This window comes from Nocardia gamkensis NBRC 108242, from assembly GCF_001612985.1.
GTDB lineage: Bacteria > Actinomycetota > Actinomycetes > Mycobacteriales > Mycobacteriaceae > Nocardia > Nocardia gamkensis.
Genome location: NZ_BDBM01000002.1, coordinates 222,584 through 245,460, shown reverse-complemented (window position 1 = coordinate 245,460; position 22,877 = coordinate 222,584). Strand labels below are relative to the sequence as shown.

Here is a 22,877-nt window from a genome sequence, read left to right as displayed (position 1 = left end):
CGAAATCAACGCGCGGCCCCGGCCGGGACCCTGTCGCGCGCGAGTTCGCGCGGTGCTTTCCGCACCGTGGTGATCAACTCGCGAATGGCGATTCCCCCTCTGGCCACCGGCGCGGCGACACGCCCCTCGGGGTCGATCAGCACAGCGGACGGGGTACCGCGCACCCGATAGCGCAAGGCGGCCTCGTTGCCCTGCTGCACGAGCGAGGGAATGTCACCCAGTCCGTGCTCGACGCCCCAAGCGGCTTGCTCGGCGGCGTCCCCGTTGCCGACCGCCACGATGGCCAGGGCGTCAGCCGCCCGAACTCGCCAGCGGGGCAACTCGCGGGCCAGCGCCGCGCACAACTCGCAGCCCGGGTGCACGAAAACCAGCAGGACCGACCTCGTCCCGTTCAGCAGATCCTCGAGCGTGGTCTTCGTTCCCTGGGGGCCCAACAGTTCGAACTCCGGCGCCACCGCGCCGACCGGCAAGCCCTCCGCACCAAGCGTGGACAGCGCCTGCTCGTCCACCCGCCGGCGCAGGACACGCACCTGGCCCGCCAACCACACCAGCACCGCCACCACCGCGGCGACCACCGCGCAACCGATCGCGTTGTCGGCGGGCAGACCCATCGGCACGCGCGGATATGTCAGCGCGCCGATACCCACAAGCACGGCGAGCACGGCGAAAAGACCATTGCGCACCAAAATCATCGGCCCGATCGGCGCGGCGCTCGCAGCACCGAAACAGGAACACGACGGATGCTCGCCACGCCGCAGCAAGCGCACGATCACCGCCGTGAACACGGCGAGCAACAGCAGCGTCGCCAGCGCGGCCACGCCGCAAACCCACGGAAGCAGCACACCTACCGCGATGGTCGCCTCGACGAGCGACAGCGCCCAGGCCACCGCGGGCACCCAGCGCAGCGGCACCCCGAAATCCCCCACCGCCTGCCGCGTCGCGCTCCGATCCGCCAGCTTGCCCCACGCCGACAACCCGAACACGACACACAGCCCGAGCCGCGAAACCCACACCCCGTATTCGATCAGCATGAGCGCACCATTCCACAGTTATGCGCTTCGAGCATGAATGCGCGGCGAGTGTCCTCAGGACTGCGACCGAGTGGCGATGGCGACCGCGACCAGGGTCAGCGCACAACCGACGATCGCGGTGGCGGACAGGCCGGCGCTGGTCGGGGTGAGCACATCGAGGATCACCGAGACCAGCAACTGCCCCGCCACGGAAGTGAGTCCGAGCAGAAGGACGCCGATCCAGCGAACGGTCAGCGCCGCGAGGGCGATGAAGGCGACGCCGATGAAACCGCCGAGATACAGCCAAGGCTCGGTCGGGAATTCGGCCGGTCCGCCGGAGGACGCGACGACCACGGCCTCGATGACGAGCAGCGCGGCCAGACCGGCGCAGAAATTCACCATGGCCGCCGAGAGCGACCCTCCGACGACGCCCACCTTGCCGTTCACCGCCTGCTGCCAGGCCAGTCCGATGCCCGCCAGCGCGGGCAGCACGATCAGCAGAGCGGTCGGCGTGCCGCGCAGCGCGTCGGGCACCGAGAGCCCGCCGCTGACGCGAGTGTGCCCGAATCCGGCGACGAGCACCGCGACCACGCCGAGCGCCGCCCCCACCAGACGCACCGTGGTGACCGGCGTGCGTCCGCTCGGACCGAGCCCGAGCCGGTCGACCACCAGACTGCTGAGCAGCTGGCCCGCGACGGCCGCCACGGTGAACGCGGTGACGCCGATCGCCGCGACGGTCAGCCCCTGGCACGCGACGAAGAACGCGCCGCACAGACCGCCGAGCAACTGCCAAGGCCGCAGCACGCCCTCCGACAACGCCCGCCGCACCCGCCGCCCACCCTCCCGCAGCCGCCCACTGACCGCGAACGCCACCGCCAGCACGACGAATCCCGCCCCGAAACTGATCACCGCCGCGGCGACCCCGTCCTCCAGCCGCGCCCCCAACGCCCCGTTGATCCGCGCCTGTACCGCCACCCCCGCACCGATCGCGAACCCGAAAACCAGCCCCACCCTCGCCTCCGCACTCACCTTCCGCACGCTACCCAACCGCGAGTGGCGCATGGTCGCGGCGTTTCCGAGAAGAGCTCTCGGTGGTGTGCCGCTCGTCAGTCGGCGCGGGGTGGGAGCCAGCGGGGAGCGAGGGTGGCGAGGGCGAGGATGGAGGCTCCGAGGAGGGCCAGGAGGGTGGCCATGGAGGACCAGAGGGTGATCACGGCGGCGAAGCCGAAGACCGCTAGCGCGATCACCTCGCCCAAGAGGCCGGAGACGGAGGTGACCGTCGCCCGGGCCGGGCCCTCGATGGCGTCCTGGAGGCGGGCGCCCGCGACGACGCCCGCGTTGTAGACGATGCCGTAGGAGACGCCGATCGACGCGAAACCGAGGCCCGTCAACAGGTAGATCGCGTCCGGACGACCGGTCGCGAGGCCTGCGATCAGCGCGCCGCCGAGAAAGAGCACGCCGGCAACGCCCACCGCGATCGACATCGTGCGGCCCGACATTCCTTCGGTGCGCCCCGCCAGCACGGAACCGGTCAGCGAACCGAGCACGGTGAGACCGACCAGCAGCGGCACCACAGCGGTCGAGACACCCGATTCCTCCGCCAGCAGGGCGAAATACTCGTCGAACGCGGTGATCCCGAACAGCAGCGCTTCCAGCAGCACGCCATGGCGCACCACCCGCACGCGAACCGCCTCGCCCACACCGGCCTTCAGCATGGTGAGGTATCGCGCGAACGGGCGAGGCTGGGCCACTTCGCGATTCCCGGTGAACTCCGCCTCGTCCGTCTCGTCCCGACCGCCGGACACCGAGACGGAACCACGTCCGTCCGCGTCGGCCGCCCTACCGAGTCGGGCGGACTCACCCGCGAAGCCGAGGAGGGAAGCGACGTTCTCGACTGCCGGGTCCGGGGCCGACACAGCGGTGCGCGCAGCGGATGCCGGCTCTTCCTCTTCCAGGTCGTCGATGTCCACCGCCGACACCGCCTTCGGCGCGGTGGGCAGCGACAGCGCGATCAGCGTATGCACGGCCGCGACGGCGACACTGGACCAGCCGACCAGGGCATAGCCGCCGTAGAGATACAGGGGTGTCGCGGCGACGATCGCGATGACGACGGCAGCTTCCCCGCCTGCGCGGGTGTAGCCGAGGACGCGCGGGTAAGCCGACGACTCGCCCCGGGCGGCCAGCTCGTCGTACAGCAGCGCCTCGAAGGTGCCGGAGGCCAGCGCCCCCGAGGTTCCCCACAGCACGAATCCGGCGGCGAAACCCGCGAAGGAGGGCGCCGCCGTCCACAGCGCGAAGCCTGCCGTCAGCAACGCACCGCTGAGCACGAGCAGTCCGCGCCGGGAGACAGTGTCGGCCCACGCACCGGAGGGCACCTCGAGTAGGAACGAAGTCGCCGACCAGATGGCGAACAGCAAGGAGATCTGCCCCGTGCTCATGCCGTGGTCGGCGAACAGCAGGGCGTACAGCGCGTACAGCGGAATCAGTTCACCGATGCCCTTGAAGAGCACCGCCCGAACCGTCAGCGAGCGCAGGCCGAAGGTGTGTGCGCTACCCGCCCGCGGGGGGCGCAGCGATTCGGCGAATCAATAGGCGTAGACGAGCAATCGCATGTCGACCAGCATGCTCACCGTCGGCCCGTACGGTCAAGCGATTTACGGCAGCGGCACCCAGCCGTTGGCGGGCAACGAGTCACCATCACCCAGTTCCCGGTCGGTGACGCCGGGGCCGATCCGGCCTTTGTTCTCGTTGAGGTCGCTGATCAGCTCCGACACCGGGTGCGAATCGCTGTAGTGATAGCCCTGCGCGAGCGCGAAGCCCAGTTCGGTGAGCACGGCCGCTTGGTATTCGGTCTCCACGCCCTCGGCGATGACCTGCAGGTCCAGCGCATTGGACAGGGCGGCGATCACGCCGAGCAAAGGCGGCGCGGGCGAATCGGAGCGGATCGCGGCGACGAAGGACTGATCGACTTTGAGGATGTCGCTGGGCAGGGTGGCCAGCCTGCTGAGCGAGGAGTAGCCGGTGCCGAAGTCGTCGATGGCGATGCGCACGCCCCGGTCGCGCAGCAGGTGCAGGTTCTCGATCGCGGTCTGTGATTCGGCGGCCAGTTCGCTCTCGGTCACCTCGAGCACCAGCTGATCGGCGGGCCATCCCGTGGCGGCGAGGATGCCCGCCACCCGGTCGGCGTAACCGGTCTCGGCCAGCTCCAACCCGCTGACGTTCACGTTCAGCGTCAGATCCAGCTGGGCGAAGGTTTCCTGCAATCGCGCGGCGTCCGCGCAGGCCCGGCGCAGCACCAGTTCGTCCAGGTCGGAGATGAGGTCGTACTCCTCGGCGACGCGGATCAGACCCTCGGTGGTGACGTCCGGCTGCGCGCTGGACGACCAGCGCAGCAGTGCCTCCACGCCGACCGCCTTGCCGCCGCCTTCGGTCAGGCTGACGATCGGCTGGTAGTGCACGTCGAGGGCGCCGCGGTCGATCGCCTCGCGCAGCTCCACCGCCAGCGGCAACTGCCGGGAGGACTCCAGCACCGTCCGGTTGCGCCCGGCCTGCTTGGCCCGGTACAGGCCGACATCGGCGCGGCTGACCAGCAGCGACCCGGATTCTCCCGGCTGCCAGGAGGTCACACCGGCCGAACAGCCGGTGGTCACCGCCGCGCGCAACTGTTCGGTGAGCAGGATCGCGGCCTGCTCGGTGGTGTTCGGCAGCAGCAGGGCGAACGCGTCACCGCCGTAGCGCGCCAGGCGCTGGTCGGGGGCCAGCAGCTTCGACCAGGTGTCGGCCACCCGCTGCAGGACGGCGTCACCTGCGCGGTGGCCGAGATGGTCGTTGATCTTCTGGAAGCGGTCCAGGTCGACCAGCACCAGCGCGAGCCCCTGACCGGACCTGGTGGCCTGCTGGATGGCGGTGTTCAGCGCCCGGTCGAAGCCGCGCCGGTTGAGCAGTCCGGTGAGCACGTCGATGTCGGCCTCGGAAGCCATCCTGGTCAGGATTCCGACCACGACGCCGACGCCGAAGGTCACACCGGCCGGTATCAGGCCCGACCACCACGGCAACCCGGGACTCACCGGCCGCGCGGGCAGCACCCACAGGCACAGGGCCAACGCGAAGGCGATGTGGGCGGCGGCCTGCGACCAGGCGAAGAACAGAGCGGCGTCGCAGGCGATGAATACGTAGAACGCGGCGAGGCTGATCGCGCCCACCGTGTTCGGGAAGGAGTGCACCGCGATCGTCACCAGCACCGTCGCGATCGCGACGTACACGTGGTGGATCGAATGCGGCAGCCGCGGCCCCCACGCGAGCAGCGTGAGACCGAGCACCAGCGCTACCGCTGCTGCCCCGCCGACCAGCGGCCGATTACCCTCCTCACCAGGGGCGATGGCGGTGATCAACAGACCGAGCACCCCGCCCATGACGTAGAACGCCCCGGTGGTCCGAGCCATGACCATAGCCGTCGCCAGCGCAGACGCGGCCCGCACCCGGGTTCGGGTATCGCCGCGAGACCCGATTCCTCGCACGACGAACAGCCTATCCACAAGGAATCCCGCCGGTTGCCACATCCCGGGAATCCGGCATGGCGAACCAGTAGCTATTCACCTGGACGTCATTCGCGCGTCGTCAGCTCGCCGGTCGGAGCACGTCGGTCCCGACGAACGGGACCAGGGCGGACGGAACCCGGACCGACCCGTCGGCTTGCTGATGATTCTCCAGCAGGGCCACGATCCAGCGGGTGGTCGCGAGGGTGCCGTTCAAGGTGGCGGCGATCTGCGGCTTGCCGTTCTCGTCGCGATAACGCACCGAGAGCCTGCGTGCCTGGTAGGTGGTGCAGTTGGAGGTCGAGGTGAGCTCGCGGTAGGTCTGCTGCGTCGGCACCCACGCCTCACAGTCGAACTTGCGCGCGGCGGAGCTGCCGAGATCGCCTGCCGCGACGTCGATCACCCGGTAGGGCACCTCGATCGCCGCGAGCATCTCCTGCTCCCAGGCGAGCAGGCGCCGGTGTTCGGCGTCGGCTTGATCCGGCGTGGTGAAGACGAACATCTCCACCTTGTCGAACTGGTGCACCCGGATGATGCCGCGGGTGTCCTTGCCGTAGCTGCCCGCCTCCCGGCGGAAACACGACGACCAGCCCGCATATCGCTTGGGCCCGCCGCTCAGGTCGAGGATCTCGTCCGAGTGGTAGCCCGCCAGCGGCACCTCCGAGGTGCCCACCAGGTAGAGGTCGTCGTCGGCGAGGTGGTAGACCTCCGCCGAATGCTGTCCGAGGAACCCCGTGCCCGCCATGACCTCCGGGCGCACCAGCACCGGCGGGATCATCATGGTGAAGCCGTTGGCCACGGCCTGCTGCGCGGCCAGTTGCAGCAGCCCTAGCTGCAGCAGCGCTCCGTAGCCGGTCAGGAAGTAGAACCGGGCGCCGGAGACCTTCGCGCCGCGCTCCATGTCGATCAGGCCCAGCGACTCGCCGAGTTCCAGGTGGTCCTTCGGCTCGAAGTCGAACTCGGGGGGCGTGCCGACGGTTTGCAGCACGACGTAATCGTCCTCGCCGCCCGCGGGCGCGCCCTGCTGCACCACGTTGGAGATGGCGCGATGCGCGGCGTCCAGATCCGCGTCGGCGGCGTGCTGTGCGGCCTCGGCCTCCTTGACCTTGACCGACATCTCCGACGCCTGCGCCAGCAGCGCGGAACGCTCTTCCTTGCTCGCCTTGCCGATCAGCTTGCCCATCGCCTTGTGCTCGGCGCGCAGATTGTCCGCGGTGGCCACCGCGGCACGCCGCGCCGCGTCGGCCTCGAGCAGCGCGTCGACGAGAGCGGGGTCTTCGCCGCGGGCGCGCTGCGAGGCGCGGACCGCATCGGGGTCGTCCCGCAGGAATCGGAGGTCGATCATGGGCCACCAGCCTAGTGGTCGCTGTGCCGACCTTTCACGCCGATATCCCAGGATGCGGTACATCCGCGCGAGATCGCGCGCATAGTGGGCTTGTGGGCACTCCGTTCGACGAGACGGCCATCGACAACGCGCTGGCCGACCTCATCGCGGGCGAGGAGGCGTGGGCCGCGACCTCGCTGCGCCGCCGCCGCGAGCTGCTCGACGAGATCCACGCCCGGACCGCCCGCTTCGCGGAGGATTGGGTGCGGGCCGCGTGTGTCGTCAAGGACCTCGCCCCGGATTCCCCGCTGGTCGGCGAGGAATGGATGTCCGGCCCGCTCACCCTGCTGCAAGCCACGGCCGCGCTGTCGGCCACCCTCGCCGCGCTGGAGGCCGGGCGCACCCCGCTGACCGGCATCACGCTGCGGGAGGCGCCGGGCGGACGGGTCGCGGTGCCGGTATTCCCGCTCGGCGTCTACGACCGACTGCTGCTCAACGGTTTTCACGGTGAAGTGTGGCTGCGACCCGGCGTGGACGCGGGCGCCGCACGCAGGCGAGCCGGACTCGGCCAGCTGGATCCCACCGCGACCGGCGGGATCGGAGCCGTACTCGGCGCGGGCAACATCACCTCGATCCCGCCGCTGGACGCGCTGTACGAGCTGTACGCGCACAACCGGGTGGTCGCCCTGAAGCTCAACCCGATCACCGACCCGCTGTTCACGGTGTTCGAGATGGTCTTCGAACCGCTGCTGGAACTCGGCGTGCTGCGAATTCTCACCGGCGGCGCGCCGCAGGGCGGCTATCTGGTCGGTCATCCCGATGTCGCGCACGTGCATATGACCGGCAGCGCACAGACCCACGACGCCATCGTGTGGGGCCCCGGCGCGGAGGGCGCGGAGCGGAAGAAGGACAACCGGCCGCTGCTGGACAAGCCGATCACCAGCGAGCTGGGCGGGGTCTCGCCGACCATCGTGGTGCCCGGCGACTGGTCCGACGCCGATCTGCGCTACCAGGCCGAGCACGTGGCGACCCAGCGGCTGCACAACGGCGGCTACAACTGCGTGGCCGCGCAGGCGGTGGTGATCGGCGCGGAGTGGGACCGCAAGGACCGGTTCCTCGCCGAGCTGCGCCTGGCCATGGAGCGGGCGCCACAGCGCACGGCGTACTACCCGGGCAGCGACGCGCGTGTCGCCGACGCGGTGGCCTCGTATCCGGAGGCCGAGCGTCTCGGCGGGCAACGGGTGCTGGTCGACGGATTGCCGCCCACCGGCACACCGCTGTTGCGCACGGAGTACTTCTCCCCCGTGCTCGGCGTGGTCGAGTTGCCCTACGCGGGCGGCGAGTTCCTGCAACGCGCGGTCGACTTCGCCAATGCCGAGCTGACCGGAACGCTCGGCGCGAACGTGATCGCTCATCCGACGACCATCCGCAGGCTCGGCGTCGCCTTCGACCGCGCGATCGAGCGGCTGCGCTACGGCGCGATCGCGGTGAACACCTGGACCGGGCTGGCCTTCCTCGCGCCGCGGGCCGCCTGGGGAGCCTTCCCGGGCCACACCATCGACGACGTGCAGAGCGGGATCGGCGTGGTACACAACGCGCTGCTGCTCGACGACGTGGAGCGCACGGTGGTGCGCGGCCCGTTCCGCCCCGCGCCGCGCTCGTTGCTGGGCGGCGAACTCGCCCTCTCCCCGAAGCCGCCGTGGTTCGTCGGCAACGCCACCGCCGCGACCACCGGGCGCAGGCTCACCGAGTTCTACGCCGACGCCAACCCCGCCCGGCTGCCCGGCGTCTTCCTGTCGGCTCTGCGCGGCTGACCGCCCGCGACTCGTGCCGCGCCGATCGGGGCAGGTCGTGGCACCGAGGCACGGACGCTGCCATGATGGACCGCGATGTCCTCCGAACCTGTGTCCCGGTCCCCGCAGGCGCCCAAGCGCGGCGCGTCGTCGCGTGCCGACTCGGTACGCCGCTCGATCGACTCGGCCAAGGCCGCTCTCGCCGACAGCGATCTGCGCGATGTGCAGCTGTCGGCGCCCACGTTGCGCTGGGGTCTGCTCGCGGTGGCCGTCGGCGCCGTGGTCGCGGCCCTGGTGACGCTGTCCATCACCGGCTTCGACAACGGGAAGAACCTGGAAGTGCACAATCCCGGCGCCCCGGCGCAGCCCGTGCTGGACAAGGAATTCGGCACCGCCGCCAAGGGCGACTGCCTGAGCTGGACCAAGCCCGACCGGTCCGACCTGGTCAAGGTGAACTGCTCGAGCAAGCACATGTTCGAGGTCGCGGCCGACATCGATATGAGCAGGTACCCGGGCAAGGAGTTCGGTCCCGGCTCGCGCTTCCCTGACTCGCTGCGGCTCACCGAGCTGAAGGAAGAGCACTGCGTGCCCTCGGTGCAGAAGTACATGTCGGGCCGCTTCGATCCGCGCGGCAAGTACATCGTCGGACTGATGTACCCGAGCCCGGACGGCTGGCAGCACGGTGACCGCACCCTGCGCTGCGGCCTGCAGGTCGCGGCCAGCGTCGGCACCCCGCCGTCGGTCGGCAGCGCCACCGAGCACGACCAGTCCAAGGTGTACGAGGCCGGCGTGTGCCTCGGCATCAACCAGAACCTGCCCACCGATCCGGTGGACTGCACGCAGCCGCACGCCGTCGAGATCGTCTCCACAGTCGATCTCGCCGGGCACTTCACCGGCGGCCCGCCCGCCAAAGAGGATCAGGACAAGTTCGTCGAGGAGGAGTGCACCCGCACCTCGACCGACTACCTGGGCGGGCCGGACGTCATCCGCAACAAGACGCTCACGCTGTTCTTCGACTACATCGATGCCCGCAGCTGGATGGCGGGCAGCCGCAAACTGGACTGCATGATCGGCAAGGGCGCCGATCGGGAAGGTTTCGCGCCGATCACCGGCTCGGCCAGGGGCGACATCCTGATCAACGGCCAGGCTCCGGTACCGCCGCCGAACAGCGGGCGTTCCACGCCCGCACCGCTGCCCGGCGCCGCACCGCTGCCGCCGCAGCCCCAGCCGAGGTAGCCCGGCGCCGATGCCTGTATCGATGTCCGACGACCGGTTCGAGGAATTGGTCGGGGACGCATTGGATCTCATCCCGCCCGAGCTGACCCGCGCGATCGACAATGTGGTCGTGCTGATCGAGCCGCGCAACCCGGAGGATCCGCATCTGCTCGGCCTGTACCACGGCATCGCGCTCACCGAACGCGACAGTCATTACGGCGGAGCGCTTCCCGATACCGTGACCATCTACCGCGAGGCCATTCTCGAACTCTGCGCCGACGAGACGGAAGTCGTGGAAGAGGTGGCGGTCACCGTGATCCACGAGATCGCACACTATTTCGGCATTGACGAAGACCGCCTGCATCAGCTGGGATGGGGATAGTCTGAACCGAGCTGTATTGCGCGCCCCGAGCGGTGGGTGTGTAATCGGCACGGAGATCGAAAAGTTGGGGATTCGATGGAACCGATCGCGTTGCTGTCGCGTCCTATCACTCGAAGGGGGAATTCTCGTGGTTCCGCCCCACAGCCACTAGAAGGAGTCGAGTCATGGTTGGACATGTACTGATCGCACCCGAAGCCATTCTCGCCGCCGCGGCCGAACTCGACCTCGTCGCCGAACGTCTGGCCGCCGCCGCGGCGATCACCGCGCCCGCGACGCACGTGCTGCCCTCCGGCGCCGAGGAGGTCTCCTTCCTCGGCGCGAGCCATTTCAACCAGGGGGCGATGTCGCACGACCGCGCGATCGCGCAGGCGATTCTGGAATGCCACCACGCCGCGGCGACGCTGCGCATGCAACTGGCGCAGCACGTCGCGGGTGACGTGGTGCGCGCCGCGGGCATCAGCGCCATCCAGGTGTAGTTCCAGACCCATCAGCAACGCTCAGCAGGGGAGAAGTCAAACATGGTTGCAGGAGTCACCGGGGTGATCTGGGCGGCGCGCCCGTCGGAGATCAATTCGGCCACCCTTCACGCGGGCGCGCACGCGATCCCGATCTCGGCCGCGGCCACCGCCTGGGGCGGCCTCACCGCCGCCTGGATCGACGCGACGACGACCGTAGCCAGGGTGATGGCCGAACTCGGCGTCGGGATGCAGGGCATCAACGGTATCGCCGCGCTGAGCAAGCTCACCGGTTTCCTCGGCTGGTCCGAGCAGCAGGGCGTGCAGGCGGCCGCGATGGGCGCGAAGGCCGCGGCGAACGCCACCGCCTACACCGTCGCCTCGCTGGCGATGCCCAGCCCGCCCGAGATCGCGGCCGTCAACGCCGCCTTGGCCGCGTCTGCGAACCCGCCCGGCGTACTGAGCGGCGCGTTCGAGGTCGCGGAAGTCGCCAGGAACGCCATGGACATTCGCGCGGCGTTGGTCATGGAGACCTACGAGGCCGCCACCAGCGCCATGGTCGCCACGCCTGCCGAGTTCCTGCTGCCGCCACCGATCGCCAAGGGCGCCGGATCGGCCGGCCCCGAACAGGCGGCGGACACGACCACCGAGGTCCCGGCCGATCCTATCCAGGCCGCCGTGGCCGCCACGCAGGCGTTCTTGAGCAACCCCGGTGTGGCGAGCGCTGCCACCCAGGCCGCTCAGGCCGTCGGCTCGATCGCCACCACCGGTGTCTCCACCGTCGGAAATGTCGCGGGCAGCGCGATCGCGGCGGCGACCACCACCTCCGCGCCCACCTTCTCCGGCATGGCTCCGATGGCCATGGGAGCCGGTGCGGCAGCGACCGCCACCGGCGCCGCGACGCGGGCGGTGTCGTTCTCCGGCCTCGGATCGGCCGGTATCAGCAACGGATCGCTCAAGCTTCCGGAAGGCTGGGGCTCCAGCGGCACGATCGGTGGCTCCGCCCCGGTGCAGGAGACTGTGGCGGTCAAGCCCGTCGAGGCTGCCCCGGTCCGTCCGGCGAACAACGGCAACGGCAATCCGCTGCTCGGTAACCAGGCTCGCAGCGACGAGGAGGACGAGAGCGAGCACAACGGCCGGGATTACCTGCGGTCGACCGAGCACTTCAACGACGGCCGCTTCACCGCCGATGGAGTCATCGGCGGTGACTTCAGCGGGACGGTTAGGTGACCGTACTCGGTGCGGGCCGCGACCCGTCGACGCTCGAGGCGGTCGTCCTGTCGCTCGACGAGATGCAGTTTCTCGTGGAGAAACTGCAGATCGAAGTACCCGTCGTCTTGAACGCTCGGGCACGTTACGACAACCTGACCGATCACAGAGCGGCGATGGACGCGGCCGCCGAGTCGCTCGTTCAGCGGGAGCTCCTCATCGACGATGTGCTCCATCGCGACCTGGAGAATCGGCTACGCGCGCTGAACCGGCCGCATTGGATCATCGCGCTGCGATTGATCGTCGACGGTTGGGTCAGTCGCTTCTGTCTGGCGAAGGGTGCCGACCTCGCGGTCGTCGCCCTTCGGGGACAGGACTCCTATGTCATCGACGAGGCGGGAATCGACCTGCCCGGCACCATTCTCGCGGCACTCGGCTACGCCGAGCCGCTGGAGCTGTACGGCATGAACGCCCCCACCGAAGAGCTGGCCACGATCTTCGGCGATACCGGTGACGCCGCGGCCACCGCCCAGCGGCTGACGAAAGTGGGCAACCCTGCCCACGATGCGAAGACCTTGGCGGCGGCTTTGGTCGAAATCCACTCGTACGCAGAGATAGTCGGCGTCATCTACGGCGACGGCACCAGAGACATGGCCGACAACCACATCGCCGTCTTCAACACGCGCGCAGGGCGATTCATCGCGACCGCGAGCAAGTCCGACGACGGCGTGAAGTGGACGTCGCTCAGCAGCGGAACCCCCGCGCGACTGCGCACGGCGGTGCAGGACCTGATCAACTCCCTGCCGGAACGCGAAGAGTTCCCTCGGCATCCGAAGCTGTCCTGAGCACGTCGAACACGCGTCGCTAACCCATGGGATCGTCAGAGGTAGGCGCGACGTCGTAGCCGAACGGCGGCGTGAACCGGCCCCAGCGGATGCACTCCCACCCGCCGTCCGGCATCGGCACCAACTCGATGGTCTCGGTGTTGTCCAGGTGGTTGTTCGTGGTGAACGGCGGTCGAACATCCGCGAGGGTGCGGCCGACGAGCCGCATGGCCGCACCGTGGCTGACCACCATCACGTCGCCGTGCCCGTCGTCCTCCGGCGTCAGATACGTGCTCCGCAACTCCGCGATCACGGGCAGGAACCGATCCAGCACATCCTGGGCGGACTCGCCCCCGGGCACCCGCAACGTGAGATCGCCTTCGTGCCAGGCTCGGTAGATCTGCTGGAACGTCTGGTGCGCGTCCTCGCTGTGCCGGCCCTCCAGGTCCCCGGCCTGCACCTCGTGCAGTCCGTCCAGGACCATGGCGGCGACACCGGTCGCGGCCTCGATGTAGCTCGCCGTCTGGCGTGCCCGCAGCGCCGCCGAGGAGAACAGCACCTTCGGCGCGCGGAGCAGGCCTTCACCGAATGTCTTCGCTTGTGCCGCACCGCGTTCGGTGAGCGGTAGTCCTGGAATTCTGGTATCCAGCAGCTTGGCGACGTTACCTTCGGTCTCCCCGTGCCGGACCAGAATCAACCTCCCGGTCATAGGTCCGCCTTCCCCTTTCTCAGCTGGATCAACCATTCCGACGCGGCTTCGTCGGACGGTGGCGGCGTGCCGGTCGCCGATATCGCCGGCCAGGACCCGAGAAAGCGGATCCGCGCGGCGCGGTGCAGCGCCTTGAGCGCCTCGGCCACCGCCGTGTCGTCGATGTGCCCGACGCAGTCGAGATAAAACCGGTAGGTGCCCATGCCGGTTCGGGTGGGCCGCGACTCGATCCTGGTCAGATCTATACCGCGCGTGGCGAATTCGGCGAAGGCGCGCATCAGCGAGCCCGGTACGTTCGGCAATTCGAGCACGATCGAGGTGCGGTCGGCGCCCGTGGCGGGTGGCGCGACCGTGGGCCGGGTGCACAGCACGAATCGCGTGATGGCCTGCTCGTGGTCGGCGACTCCGGAGGCCAGCGCGATCAACCGCAGCCGCTCGCCCGCCAGGGCGGTCGACACGGCGGCATCGGCGTGGCCGGCCACCACGTCTTCCGCGGCCGCGGCATTCGATGCCGAGGTGTATGGCCGCGCCTGCGGCAGATGCCGCGCGACCCACAGCCGCACCTGTGCCGCGGCCACGGGGTATGCGGCGAGGGTGCGCACTTCCGGAAGCGCCGTGCCCGGCTTGCCAAGGATCGTGAAACTCACCTCGAGTTCGGTCTCGGCGACGATCTGCAGACGCGGGCCGATTGCCAGCGAGTCGAGCGTCGCCGAGATCGACCCCTCGACGGAACTCTCGATCGGCACCACCGCGCCGTCCACGTCGCCGGAGCGGATCAAGTCGAGCGCGGCCCCTTGGCTGGGCGCGGCAATTCGCTCGACGGGTCCGTCGAAGGTTCCCGAGGATTCGAGTTGGGCGAGGGCCATCTCGGTGAAGGTTCCGGACGGCCCGAAGTACGCGATTCGCGGCACGGTTACGAGATTACTTGCGCGCTCGCCCGGCCCCCCACCAATCGCGGAAGGCCCGGCCACCGCGCGGCCGGTGTTCCACGGCAGCCCGAGCGCCGTTCAACCTTCGTTGAGCACCCGCAACGCGTCGTTCACCCGGTCAACGGCCGCGGTTTCGATGGCGAGCAGGACGGATCGGACCGCCTCGACGGCCGGTGGTTTCAGAGAAGTCAGGAAGGCGATATCGGGGTTGCGCAGTGCGGCGCCGATGTCTTCGCCGCACAGGGCGGCGGCCGTCGCGGCGACGATGGCCACCGCGCGCTCACCGGAGGCGGTACGCACGACGAAACCGGTATCGGAGTGTGCCGCCTGCGCGAGGAAGTCGGCGATCCCGCTGTCCGGCGCGTCCAGTTCCACGGTCGGCGCGGCGGGGCTTGCGCCGATGTTGCGGACCAACCCGTCGACCAGACTGCGCCGCGGCGGCGTCGACAACGTCACCAGCACCGGTTCTCCGGATTCCGTCCCTTCCGACACGCCCTCACCGTAACAACACTCTTCGAGCCGAGGCCGGCTGCCCGCGAGACCGGTGCACATGAGATTCGCCGCGTCGGCCGTATGCCACGGGTCGCTTCGATTCGGCTCGATCGGAACGCTTGCGGAACCCACGCGCTGTCACTTAGCTTAGGGTAACCTAATCAATATTACGCGCCGCCCGCTCTACGGAGGTTTGTATGCCGAGTCCGTCCTCGACCGTCGCACCGTCCACCGCCGAGCGGGTGCGCAGCGCGTGCGCCCACGCGGAGCAAGCGGTGCTGGCCATGCCGGGCATCGATCCCACCCCCGCGTCGGTGCACCACCTACGCCAGTGCGGCGACGCCGTGATCGCGGTGCCCACCGCCTCGGTCGCCGCGATCCTGGCGGGCAATTCCGGCGAGCAGGGCGCGCCCGCGGTGCTCGAACTCACCGATCACGCTCCGCTGCCGCTGCGCGAGCCGGTGCGCGCACTGGTCTGGCTACGCGGCTGGGTGCGTGCGGTGCCCACGCAGGCGCAGCGCGCGCTGGCCACCGAGGTGGCCGAGGACCACCCGCATCCCGGGCTGCTCGACATCGGCTTCGGCGCCACGCTGCTGCGGCTGGTGATCAACTCCGCGGTGGTGGCAGACTCGACCGGCGCGGAATCGGTGAGCAGCGACGAGTTGCGCTCGGCGCAGCCGGATCCGTTCTGCGCCATGGAATCCGCATGGCTGCAGCACATGCAGGCCGACCACGCCGATGTCGTCGCCCAGCTGGCCAGGCACCTTCCGCCGCACCTACAGCGCGGCATCGTGCACCCGCTCGCCATCGACCGCTACGGCCTCACCCTGCGGGTGGAGGGACACGACGGCGACCACGACTTCCGCTTGCCGTTCAGCGCTCCGGCCGACGATATCGAAGGCCTCAGCCGGGCCGTACGCACGCTGGCAGGCTGCCCGTTCCTCAATGGCCTGCGCCGCATCTGACCCGGTCCGAATACGACGCGAAGCGCGGTGACGCACCGAACGGGGCGGGTTCCCGACCGTCGCGGAACTCGACGGTGACGCGCCGCGCGCCGGGCCGGGCGAGCGCAATAGATTCGACCCATGCGTGCGGAGTCCGATGCCCAGTGGGACGAGGCCGAGCCGACCGATCGCGAGCGGCTGGCGCTCAAACTCGAGATCGCGGTGGTGCTGCTCGTCACCTTCGGGCTCAGCGGGCTCAGCGCCGCGCTTTCGCTGGTGGAGAGTGCGCTCGCGCCGGGCGGGATCGGCGGGCGGACCGTCGCGCTGAACCCGTCGCGATCCACCCAATCCACCATCGACCTGCTGTTCCAGCTACTCAGCGTGCTGCGGCTGCTGGGGTGGGCGGCCCTGGGCCTGTATCTGCTGTGGCGCGGCGGCATCGGGCCGCGACTGATCGGGCTGGCGAATCGGCTCCGGTGGCGCGCGGACGTGCTACCCGGCTTGACGCTCGCCGCGATCATCGGAGTACCGGGGCTGGGACTGTATCTCCTTGCCCACGCATTGGGCCTCAGCGTGACGATCGTGCCCGCCTCGCTCGGCGACTACTGGTGGCGGTTGCCCGCGCTCATCCTCTCGGCCTGCGCGAACGCCCTGGCCGAGGAGGTCATCGTGGTGGCGTTCCTGCTCACCCGGCTGCGCAGGCTCGGATGGTCGGCGAACTCGGCGCTGCTGGCCTCGGCGCTGCTGCGTGGCAGCTATCACCTGTATCAGGGACTGGGCGGAGGACTCGGAAATCTTGTGATGGGCGTCATATTCGGTCGCTATTGGCAGCGCACGAATCGGCTGTGGCCGCTGGTGCTCGCGCACGCCACCATCGATGCGGTCGCCTATCTCGGCTATACCGTTCTGCGTGGCCATGTTTCGTGGCTCCCGTGACGCAACCGTGCCCTGCGGAACGCTAACAACCCGGCGCCGCGTGCGAATTAGGAAGCAGCGCCGCTTCCGTGTGCGCCCGGTGTCCACATGCGACACCTCACAACCGCACGATAAGTAGAGTTTCAGTGATGAACGGCGACGACCCCCAGCGCAACGCGCACACGCGCCGGATGCCGCCGCCCGGCAGGCCCGGTGAGCCTCCCATGCGCCGCCGCGTGCCACCGCCCGGTCCGGGCGCGCCGCCGCCGATCGAGCCCACCCAGGTGATGCGCCGCGATGGCGCGGTCGACCCGCACGGGCAGCCGCTGGCATATTCGCAGGTCCCGCCGGAACAGGCACGACGCATGCCGCCGCCTCCCCCGGCCCGCAGGCACGCCCCCACCCAGCGCCCGGCGCCGCATCACGAAGCTCCAACGCCCGCGCCCACGCAGCGCCCGGTGCCCTATCACGAAGGTCCGCCGCCGACGCCGCCCCGGAAGCCACGGCCGTTCCGGGAGGGCCCACCGCCCGTGCCGCCGCGTGGCGAACGCCCGCCGCGAGCGCCGCGACCGCGCCGCAAGCGACACCCGTTCCGCTGGTTCCTGGTGATCCTGCTGGTGCTGGTGATCGCGGCCGTCGGGGCCGTCATCCAACTGGACAACTCGCTCAACCGCATCCCCGCCCTGGCGAACTACGCCAAGCGGGTCGGGAACACCCCCGGCACGACCTGGCTGCTGGTCGGCTCCGACGGCCGCGGTGAGCTGACTCCCGAGCAGGAGCAGGAACTCGCCACCGGCGGCGAGGTGGGTCCCGAGCGCACCGACACGATCATGCTGGTGCACGTGCCGAAATCGGGCAAGACCACCCTGGTCAGCCTGCCGCGTGACTCGTACGTCGGCATCCCCGGCCAGGGCAAGGACAAGCTGAACGCCGCGTTCGCCATCGGCGGTCCCGCACTGCTGGTGCAGACCGTGGAGATCGCCACCGGCTTGCGCATCGACCACTACGCGCAGATCGGTTTCGGCGGCTTCGCCGGCGTGGTCGACACCCTCGGCGGCATCGACGTGTGCGTCCCCAAGGCGATCGACGACCCGCTCGCCGGCATCGACCTGCCCGCGGGCTGCCAGCGGCTGAACGGACCACAGGCGTTGGGCTTCGTCCGCAGCCGGGCGACCGCGCTCGCGGACATCGACCGGATGAACAATCAGCGCCTGTTCATGGCCGCCCTGCTGAAGAAGGCGACCAGCGGCGCCACCCTGGCCAACCCGTTCAAACTCTGGCCGCTGGCCTCCGACACCGCCGAGTCGCTGAAGGTCGACAACGGCGACCACATCTGGGACCTCGGCGGACTGGGCTGGGCGCTGCGCGGCGAAACCGTCGCCACGACGGTACCGATCGGCGGATTCGACGACACCGACAGCGGCAACGTGCTGCTGTGGGACAAGGAGAAGGCCGGGCGCTTCTTCGACGCACTGGCCGCCGACCGTGCCGTTCCAGAGGATCTGCTGACGCGGTAGCGTCGATGCCATGCCGGACACCGACGAGGCCGACGAGTCCTTCCCCGACTTGCTGCGCACGCAGATCCGTCACGAATTCACCGCCGCCCAGCAGTATCTCGCCGCCGCCGTGTACTTCGACTCGGCGAGACTGCCGCAATTGGCCGGACACGCGTACGGCCGCTCACGCGAGCACCACGGCAATGCGCTGCGCATGGTCCAGTACCTGCTGGATCGGGATCTCCCGGTGCAGATCGGGGGGCTGGAGGAGATCACATCGACCTTCGAAACCCCGCGCGGCGCAATCGCTCTGCTGCTGGAGATCGAACAGGACCGCAGCACCCGGATCAGCGATCTCGCCCGTGCGGCCCGCGGCTCCGGTGACTACCTGGGCGAACGATTCGTCCGGTGGTTCTTGGAGGAACAGGTGAAGAGCGTCGCCCGGATGACCACGCTGCTGGCCGTACTCGACCGCGCCGACGGGCAGTTGTTCGATGTCGAGGAGTTCGTCGCCCGGGAGATGCGGGCGCGCCAGCGCACCGATATACCGGCGCCGAGAATGGCTGGAGCAGCGCGGAATTAATTAGGCAACACTAGCCTCAATAAGGCTGCACTTGGATGACACGCGATCTGACCAGCGCTAATGTCGATGCCATGTCAAGCCATCCGGACGCACCCCGCAGCAAATTTCACAGCCTGTTGCACGATCAGATCCGGCATGAATTCAATGCCGAGCATCAGTACATCGCGATTGCGGTGTGGTTCGACAATGCCGACCTGCCGCAGCTGGCCAAGCGGTTCTACAAGCAGTCGGTCGAAGAACGCAATCACGCGATGATGATCGTGCAGTACTTCCTGGACCGGGATATCAGCATCGAGATTTCCGGCATCGACGCGGCGAAATCGCATTTCGAGAGCGCTCGGGAGCCGATCGCGCTCGCGCTCGCCCAGGAGAAGACGGTCACCGAGCAGATCATCCAGCTGGCGAGCACCGCCCGGGAAGAGGGCGACTACCTCGGCGAACAGTTCATGCAGTGGTTCCTGAAGGAACAGGTCGAGGAAGTCGCGAACATGACCACACTGCTCACCATCGCCGATCGCGCCGGGTCGAACCTGTTCGACCTGGAGGAATTCGTCGCCCGGGAAATGAGCGGCCCGAGCGACACCTCCGGTGGGCCTTCGGTGGCGGGCGGCTCCGTCTGACGGAGTTCGCGCCGAGAAGGCGAACAGGCCCGGTTTCTTATCAGGAACCGGGCCTGCCGCTGTTCGGACTCTTTTTTCCGCCGAATCCGCGCGAGACGGTTTCGGCGCTTTTCGTCGAGAGTTCGGTGAGACTTCCCTATCGTCCAGCGTTACCGGCGACAATAGAAAAGGGTCGCCGCGGATCGATAGGTACTTCGCATGAATCCCGTCGACCGGGAACTCAGCGCAGTGTGACCTGACGTGACCGCAGGCCGTCACGGGAGCGGCGCTCGTCGGCCGTCAGCGGGGCGTCGGCGGCCAGCGCCTCGGACAGGCGCGCACCGAATTCGGTTGCGGGCTTCACCCATTCGTCGGGGTGCCGCTCCGGGTCCAAGTCGAACACCGGGACCAGCACGCCGTGCGTACGGAACGACCCGGCGAATCGGGAACCCTCGCCGAGGTGCAGGCCGCCGGAGGCGTGCAGACGAGCCAGCGCCAGCATCAGCGCGTCCTCGTCCTCCGGCCGCACCCAGCGGATATGCGCCTTCTCGCCCGCGTCCACCCACCAGGCCGCGCCGATCGCGTCCGCGTCCAGCCCGAGCCGCGCCGACGGCATGATCGCCTGTTTGGCCTGCTCGATGGTGGCGGCGACCTGCGCGTCGGGCTCGACTCCGGCAGGCACCCACCAGTCGAAGTCCTGGTGCACGGTCAGCTCCAGGCTCGCGGCGGGATCGATGACATCGGACAGCCGCGGGCCGCCCGCGACGCTCGCCACGGAAGACAGCGAATCACCGGGCTCGGCGGACTGGGTCCACAGGATCGCCGCGGCCAGATCGGCTGCCGGGTCGGCGCCCTGGAACTGCGTCTGCACGCCCACGTACCCGCTGGGCTCGTCGCCGGCGCGCACCAGCGCGGCCACCGCGCCGGGCAGCACCGTGGCGAGCACGACCGGCCGCTCGGCCGCGACCGACGCCACCGGCGTCAACCGCGCGGTCGCCGAGGGAACGAATTCACGGAGCGCGACCAGATCGCACTCCGCGGCCAAGCCCTCGAACGGACGCGTGACGGCCTGTGCCGCTTGCTCCTGCGCTGTCCGCCGCTCGGCGAGACGCTGGGCCCGGTTCCCGCCGGGCTTAGGACTGTTGCGCTTGCTCTTACCCACGAGGGCTCAACCTACACAGTGTTGGACCGGCCGCGCCTACGGCGCGGCGTGTTCGCTGTGTTGGTTTTCCAGCGCCTGCGGCGCGCTGGGTGTTCGCGAGCCGGGCCGCGAACGGCGGATGCTCGGTCTCGCTTCGCTCGAAACCGGGAGTCGAGGTGAGCTGGGCACGCTTGGCATTCGAGTTCTGGGCATGGGGCGCGCGACTCGGTGTGGCGAACGGGCACTGCGTGGTACCGCGCCCTCGAGACCTGTGGTTGAGGTGGTTTGGTGCATCATGCGGTCACCGCGCGAACGGGGTTGCGCCGTCGTCAGGACGCGGCAGCGAACGCCGTCGCACCGTGGATCGCAGATGCCGCGGATCTCGTACGCGCCCCGACTTCGCGGGCGGCTGTGTTGTGGACGCCACGGCTACCCGGGCGGCGGGCGGGTGGGGCTTTCGCCGTAGGCGGGAGAGCGGCTGGTGCGATCGTTATGGAGCCGATGGTCCGATCGGCATGCGCTCGTTCGCCCCGCGCGGCCGATCAGGCGGCCGGGAGCAGCGACTTGGTGCGGCCCGGGTGGTTGGTGGCGATCCAGCTGACGCCGAGGTCCGCGCACAGTTGGACGTCGTCGGCGTCGTCGACAGTCCAGCAGTAGGTGGCGCGGCCCGCGGCCGCGGCCTTGTCGACCAGTTCGGGGTGTTCGCGCAAGGTCTTCACCGAGGGGCCGACAGCCGTGGCTCCGACGGTTGTGGCCGCGGAGCCGCCCAGGTAGCGCGATGATTCGCCGAGCAGAACGGTGGGCAGCAGCGGCGCGGCGCGGCGGATGCGCCACACCGCGGTGGCCGCGAACGACATCACGACGGCCCGGGAATGGTCGGCGGAGGCCGGGGTGGCGATGCCGAAGCGCTGGAGCTCGGCGAGCAGTTTGTTCTCGACGAGCGCGCCGTAGCGGACCGGGTGCTTGGTTTCGATGAACAGCTTGGTCGGCCTGCTGCGCCAGTCCAGCACCAGGCCGATCAGCTCGCTGAGGGTCAGCACCGAGGCGGGCGAGCCGTCGGCGCCGAAATCGAGAGCCCGCAGTTCCTCCAGCGTCATCTCGCTGACCAGCCCGCTGCCCGAGGAGGTTCGGTCGACCGTGCGATCGTGCACGCACACCAGATGCCCGTCCCTGGTCAGCCGGACATCGCATTCGACGCCGTCGGCGCCCTCCTGCAGCGCCAGCTCGTATGCGGCGAGCGTGTGCTCGGGACGCGCCGCCGAGGCGCCTCGATGCGCGACGACGAATGGCGCGCGACTGCCCTGGCTCACTTGGCCATAACCTCCTCCTGCTCACGGTCCTGAGCACCGTTGTCCTCGGGTGCCTGCTCGGCGCCCGCCGGTTCGGCCGCGTGTCCGCCTCCGCCGGGATGCACCGGCTCGATCACCGGCACGGCGGGATCGACCGCGATCAGCCAGCGGCGCGCGGTCCGGTGGCGACCGAGCAGGTCACGCCCCTCGAGCATGCGCAGCACCCACAGGGTCAGCAGCGCGACCGCCGCCGCGACCACGTCGGTGAACGCGGTGAACAACACCCCGTCCGCCTCCGCCTGCAACGAATCCGCGGTGCGCCACAGTAGCGCGGCCGCCGCGACGACCCCGCCGAACACCCACGCCGCCCACCACATCCGGGCCGCCCGTACCGCCCGGGGATCACCTTTCAACGCGGCCACTTCGATCAGGAAGATCCCGGGCCACAGCAAATTGACCACCGGGATCAGGCAGCCGGATATCAGCGCTCGCGGCGAACGCGGGTCGCTCCGGCCCACGGCGTCGTAGGCCGCCCGCCTGAGCTCGATCAACCTTCCGACCGCGGACAAGGCCGCCAGCGGAGCGATCAGGATCGCCAGCACCCCCGCACCGATCACGAACGCGTCGGAGGCGAAGAGCACGACGGGGTGGATCAGGCGCGTCCGGTTGTGCAGCAAGAGCGCATAGCGCGCCAGCTCGGCGACGGCCGCCAGCCCGAAAACGCCCGTGGCCGCGACGAGCAGTCGGGTCACCGAGTCGGTCAACTTGCCCAGCGGGCGGCGTGCCGCGCCCGCGGCCTGCGGTGGCGCATCGATCAGACCCCAGCGCGGAATCCGCGTGTAGCGAGGTGTGCGGCTCTGCTCGGCGGGCCCTGGCGGCTGCCTGCGGACGCGATGACCCGGTTTACGGGCCACCCAGCGGTAGTTGCGGCGGTCGGCGGGCGCGTCGATCGGCGCCGGCGAGAGGAGCACGCCGCGGCAACGCGGGCACCAGTGCATAGGCGCCCGCTGCACGGCCCAGCGCGCACCGCAGC

General features: G+C 69.5%; 22 protein-coding genes. 11 read left to right on the top strand and 11 right to left on the bottom strand.

The window, feature by feature from the left end; genetic code table 11:
• Positions 1-5: 5 nt before the first annotated feature.
• The 5 genes from NG1_RS01280 to serS all read right to left on the bottom strand — a co-directional run bounded on the left by NG1_RS01280 (position 6) and on the right by serS (position 6,890).
• Positions 6-1,031, bottom strand: coding sequence for a peroxiredoxin family protein (locus tag NG1_RS01280; protein WP_062967083.1), 1,026 nt, complete (start codon positions 1,029-1,031; stop codon positions 6-8).
• 54 nt (positions 1,032-1,085) lie between these two features.
• Entirely contained in the window at positions 1,086-2,039 is a 954-nt protein-coding gene (locus NG1_RS01275) for a DMT family transporter (protein WP_245659743.1), read from the bottom strand.
• Positions 2,040-2,116: 77 nt separating this feature from the next.
• Entirely contained in the window at positions 2,117-3,520 is a 1,404-nt protein-coding gene (locus NG1_RS01270; RefSeq protein ID WP_245659742.1) for an MFS transporter, read from the bottom strand.
• A 144-nt stretch (positions 3,521-3,664) separates the two neighbouring features.
• Complete coding sequence (locus tag NG1_RS01265; RefSeq protein ID WP_245659741.1) at positions 3,665-5,452, bottom strand: putative bifunctional diguanylate cyclase/phosphodiesterase; 1,788 nt, start codon at positions 5,450-5,452, stop codon at positions 3,665-3,667.
• Positions 5,453-5,627: 175 nt separating this feature from the next.
• Positions 5,628-6,890 (bottom strand): serine--tRNA ligase, encoded by a 1,263-nt coding sequence (gene serS, locus NG1_RS01260; RefSeq protein ID WP_062967074.1) that lies wholly within the window; start codon positions 6,888-6,890, stop codon positions 5,628-5,630.
• A gap of 92 nt (positions 6,891-6,982) precedes the next feature.
• Between serS and NG1_RS01255 the strand changes: the two genes are divergently transcribed.
• The 6 genes from NG1_RS01255 to NG1_RS01230 all read left to right on the top strand — a co-directional run bounded on the left by NG1_RS01255 (position 6,983) and on the right by NG1_RS01230 (position 12,768).
• The gene (locus NG1_RS01255) at positions 6,983-8,683 is read left to right on the top strand and encodes an aldehyde dehydrogenase family protein (RefSeq protein WP_062967073.1); all 1,701 of its coding nucleotides are present in this window, start codon (positions 6,983-6,985) and stop codon (positions 8,681-8,683) included.
• A 75-nt stretch (positions 8,684-8,758) separates the two neighbouring features.
• Positions 8,759-9,898: a septum formation family protein gene (locus NG1_RS01250; protein ID WP_084498608.1), complete on the top strand. Its 1,140-nt coding sequence runs from the start codon at positions 8,759-8,761 to the stop codon at positions 9,896-9,898.
• A 10-nt stretch (positions 9,899-9,908) separates the two neighbouring features.
• Positions 9,909-10,259, top strand: a complete 351-nt coding sequence (locus NG1_RS01245) for a metallopeptidase family protein (RefSeq protein WP_062967071.1) — start codon at positions 9,909-9,911, stop codon at positions 10,257-10,259.
• Between the two features lie 164 nt (positions 10,260-10,423).
• Complete coding sequence (locus NG1_RS01240; protein WP_040864191.1) at positions 10,424-10,735, top strand: PE domain-containing protein; 312 nt, start codon at positions 10,424-10,426, stop codon at positions 10,733-10,735.
• Between the two features lie 42 nt (positions 10,736-10,777).
• On the top strand, positions 10,778-11,944 hold the full coding sequence (locus tag NG1_RS01235; RefSeq protein WP_062967069.1) for a PPE domain-containing protein: 1,167 nt from the start codon (positions 10,778-10,780) through the stop codon (positions 11,942-11,944).
• Entirely contained in the window at positions 11,941-12,768 is an 828-nt protein-coding gene (locus tag NG1_RS01230; protein ID WP_040864189.1) for an ESX secretion-associated protein EspG, read from the top strand. Before NG1_RS01235 ends, NG1_RS01230 begins: the two co-directional genes overlap by 4 nt.
• A gap of 19 nt (positions 12,769-12,787) precedes the next feature.
• Here NG1_RS01230 and NG1_RS01225 read toward each other — a convergent pair whose 3' ends face one another.
• The 3 genes from NG1_RS01225 to NG1_RS01215 form a co-directional block, all read right to left on the bottom strand.
• The gene (locus NG1_RS01225) at positions 12,788-13,456 is read right to left on the bottom strand and encodes a histidine phosphatase family protein (RefSeq protein ID WP_040864188.1); all 669 of its coding nucleotides are present in this window, start codon (positions 13,454-13,456) and stop codon (positions 12,788-12,790) included.
• Positions 13,453-14,367: a prephenate dehydratase gene (gene pheA / locus NG1_RS01220; protein ID WP_062967067.1), complete on the bottom strand. Its 915-nt coding sequence runs from the start codon at positions 14,365-14,367 to the stop codon at positions 13,453-13,455. The genes NG1_RS01225 and pheA overlap by 4 nt, the downstream gene beginning before the upstream one ends.
• Before the next feature lie 96 nt (positions 14,368-14,463).
• Positions 14,464-14,877: a hypothetical protein gene (locus tag NG1_RS01215; protein WP_062967065.1), complete on the bottom strand. Its 414-nt coding sequence runs from the start codon at positions 14,875-14,877 to the stop codon at positions 14,464-14,466.
• A 197-nt stretch (positions 14,878-15,074) separates the two neighbouring features.
• Here NG1_RS01215 and NG1_RS01210 point away from each other — a divergent pair, with 197 nt between their 5' ends.
• From NG1_RS01210 to NG1_RS01190, 5 genes are all read left to right on the top strand, one after another.
• Positions 15,075-15,842 (top strand): DUF2470 domain-containing protein, encoded by a 768-nt coding sequence (locus NG1_RS01210; protein WP_062967063.1) that lies wholly within the window; start codon positions 15,075-15,077, stop codon positions 15,840-15,842.
• A 120-nt stretch (positions 15,843-15,962) separates the two neighbouring features.
• Positions 15,963-16,757 (top strand): CPBP family intramembrane glutamic endopeptidase, encoded by a 795-nt coding sequence (locus tag NG1_RS01205; RefSeq protein WP_062967061.1) that lies wholly within the window; start codon positions 15,963-15,965, stop codon positions 16,755-16,757.
• 128 nt (positions 16,758-16,885) lie between these two features.
• The gene (locus NG1_RS01200) at positions 16,886-18,253 is read left to right on the top strand and encodes an LCP family protein (protein ID WP_084498607.1); all 1,368 of its coding nucleotides are present in this window, start codon (positions 16,886-16,888) and stop codon (positions 18,251-18,253) included.
• A gap of 10 nt (positions 18,254-18,263) precedes the next feature.
• On the top strand, positions 18,264-18,815 hold the full coding sequence (locus NG1_RS01195) for a ferritin (protein WP_062967059.1): 552 nt from the start codon (positions 18,264-18,266) through the stop codon (positions 18,813-18,815).
• A gap of 71 nt (positions 18,816-18,886) precedes the next feature.
• A complete protein-coding gene (locus tag NG1_RS01190) occupies positions 18,887-19,435 on the top strand; it encodes a ferritin (protein ID WP_062967057.1) in 549 nt (182 codons plus the stop codon).
• A 220-nt stretch (positions 19,436-19,655) separates the two neighbouring features.
• Here the strand turns inward: NG1_RS01190 and NG1_RS01185 are convergent, their stop codons facing one another.
• The 3 genes from NG1_RS01185 to NG1_RS01175 all read right to left on the bottom strand — a co-directional run bounded on the left by NG1_RS01185 (position 19,656) and on the right by NG1_RS01175 (position 22,815).
• Entirely contained in the window at positions 19,656-20,576 is a 921-nt protein-coding gene (locus tag NG1_RS01185) for a DUF5926 family protein (RefSeq protein ID WP_062967055.1), read from the bottom strand.
• A 521-nt stretch (positions 20,577-21,097) separates the two neighbouring features.
• Positions 21,098-21,865, bottom strand: coding sequence for a glycerophosphodiester phosphodiesterase (locus tag NG1_RS01180; protein WP_062967053.1), 768 nt, complete (start codon positions 21,863-21,865; stop codon positions 21,098-21,100).
• On the bottom strand, positions 21,862-22,815 hold the full coding sequence (locus tag NG1_RS01175; RefSeq protein WP_062967051.1) for a DUF4328 domain-containing protein: 954 nt from the start codon (positions 22,813-22,815) through the stop codon (positions 21,862-21,864). The genes NG1_RS01180 and NG1_RS01175 overlap by 4 nt, the downstream gene beginning before the upstream one ends.
• Positions 22,816-22,877 lie beyond the last annotated feature (62 nt).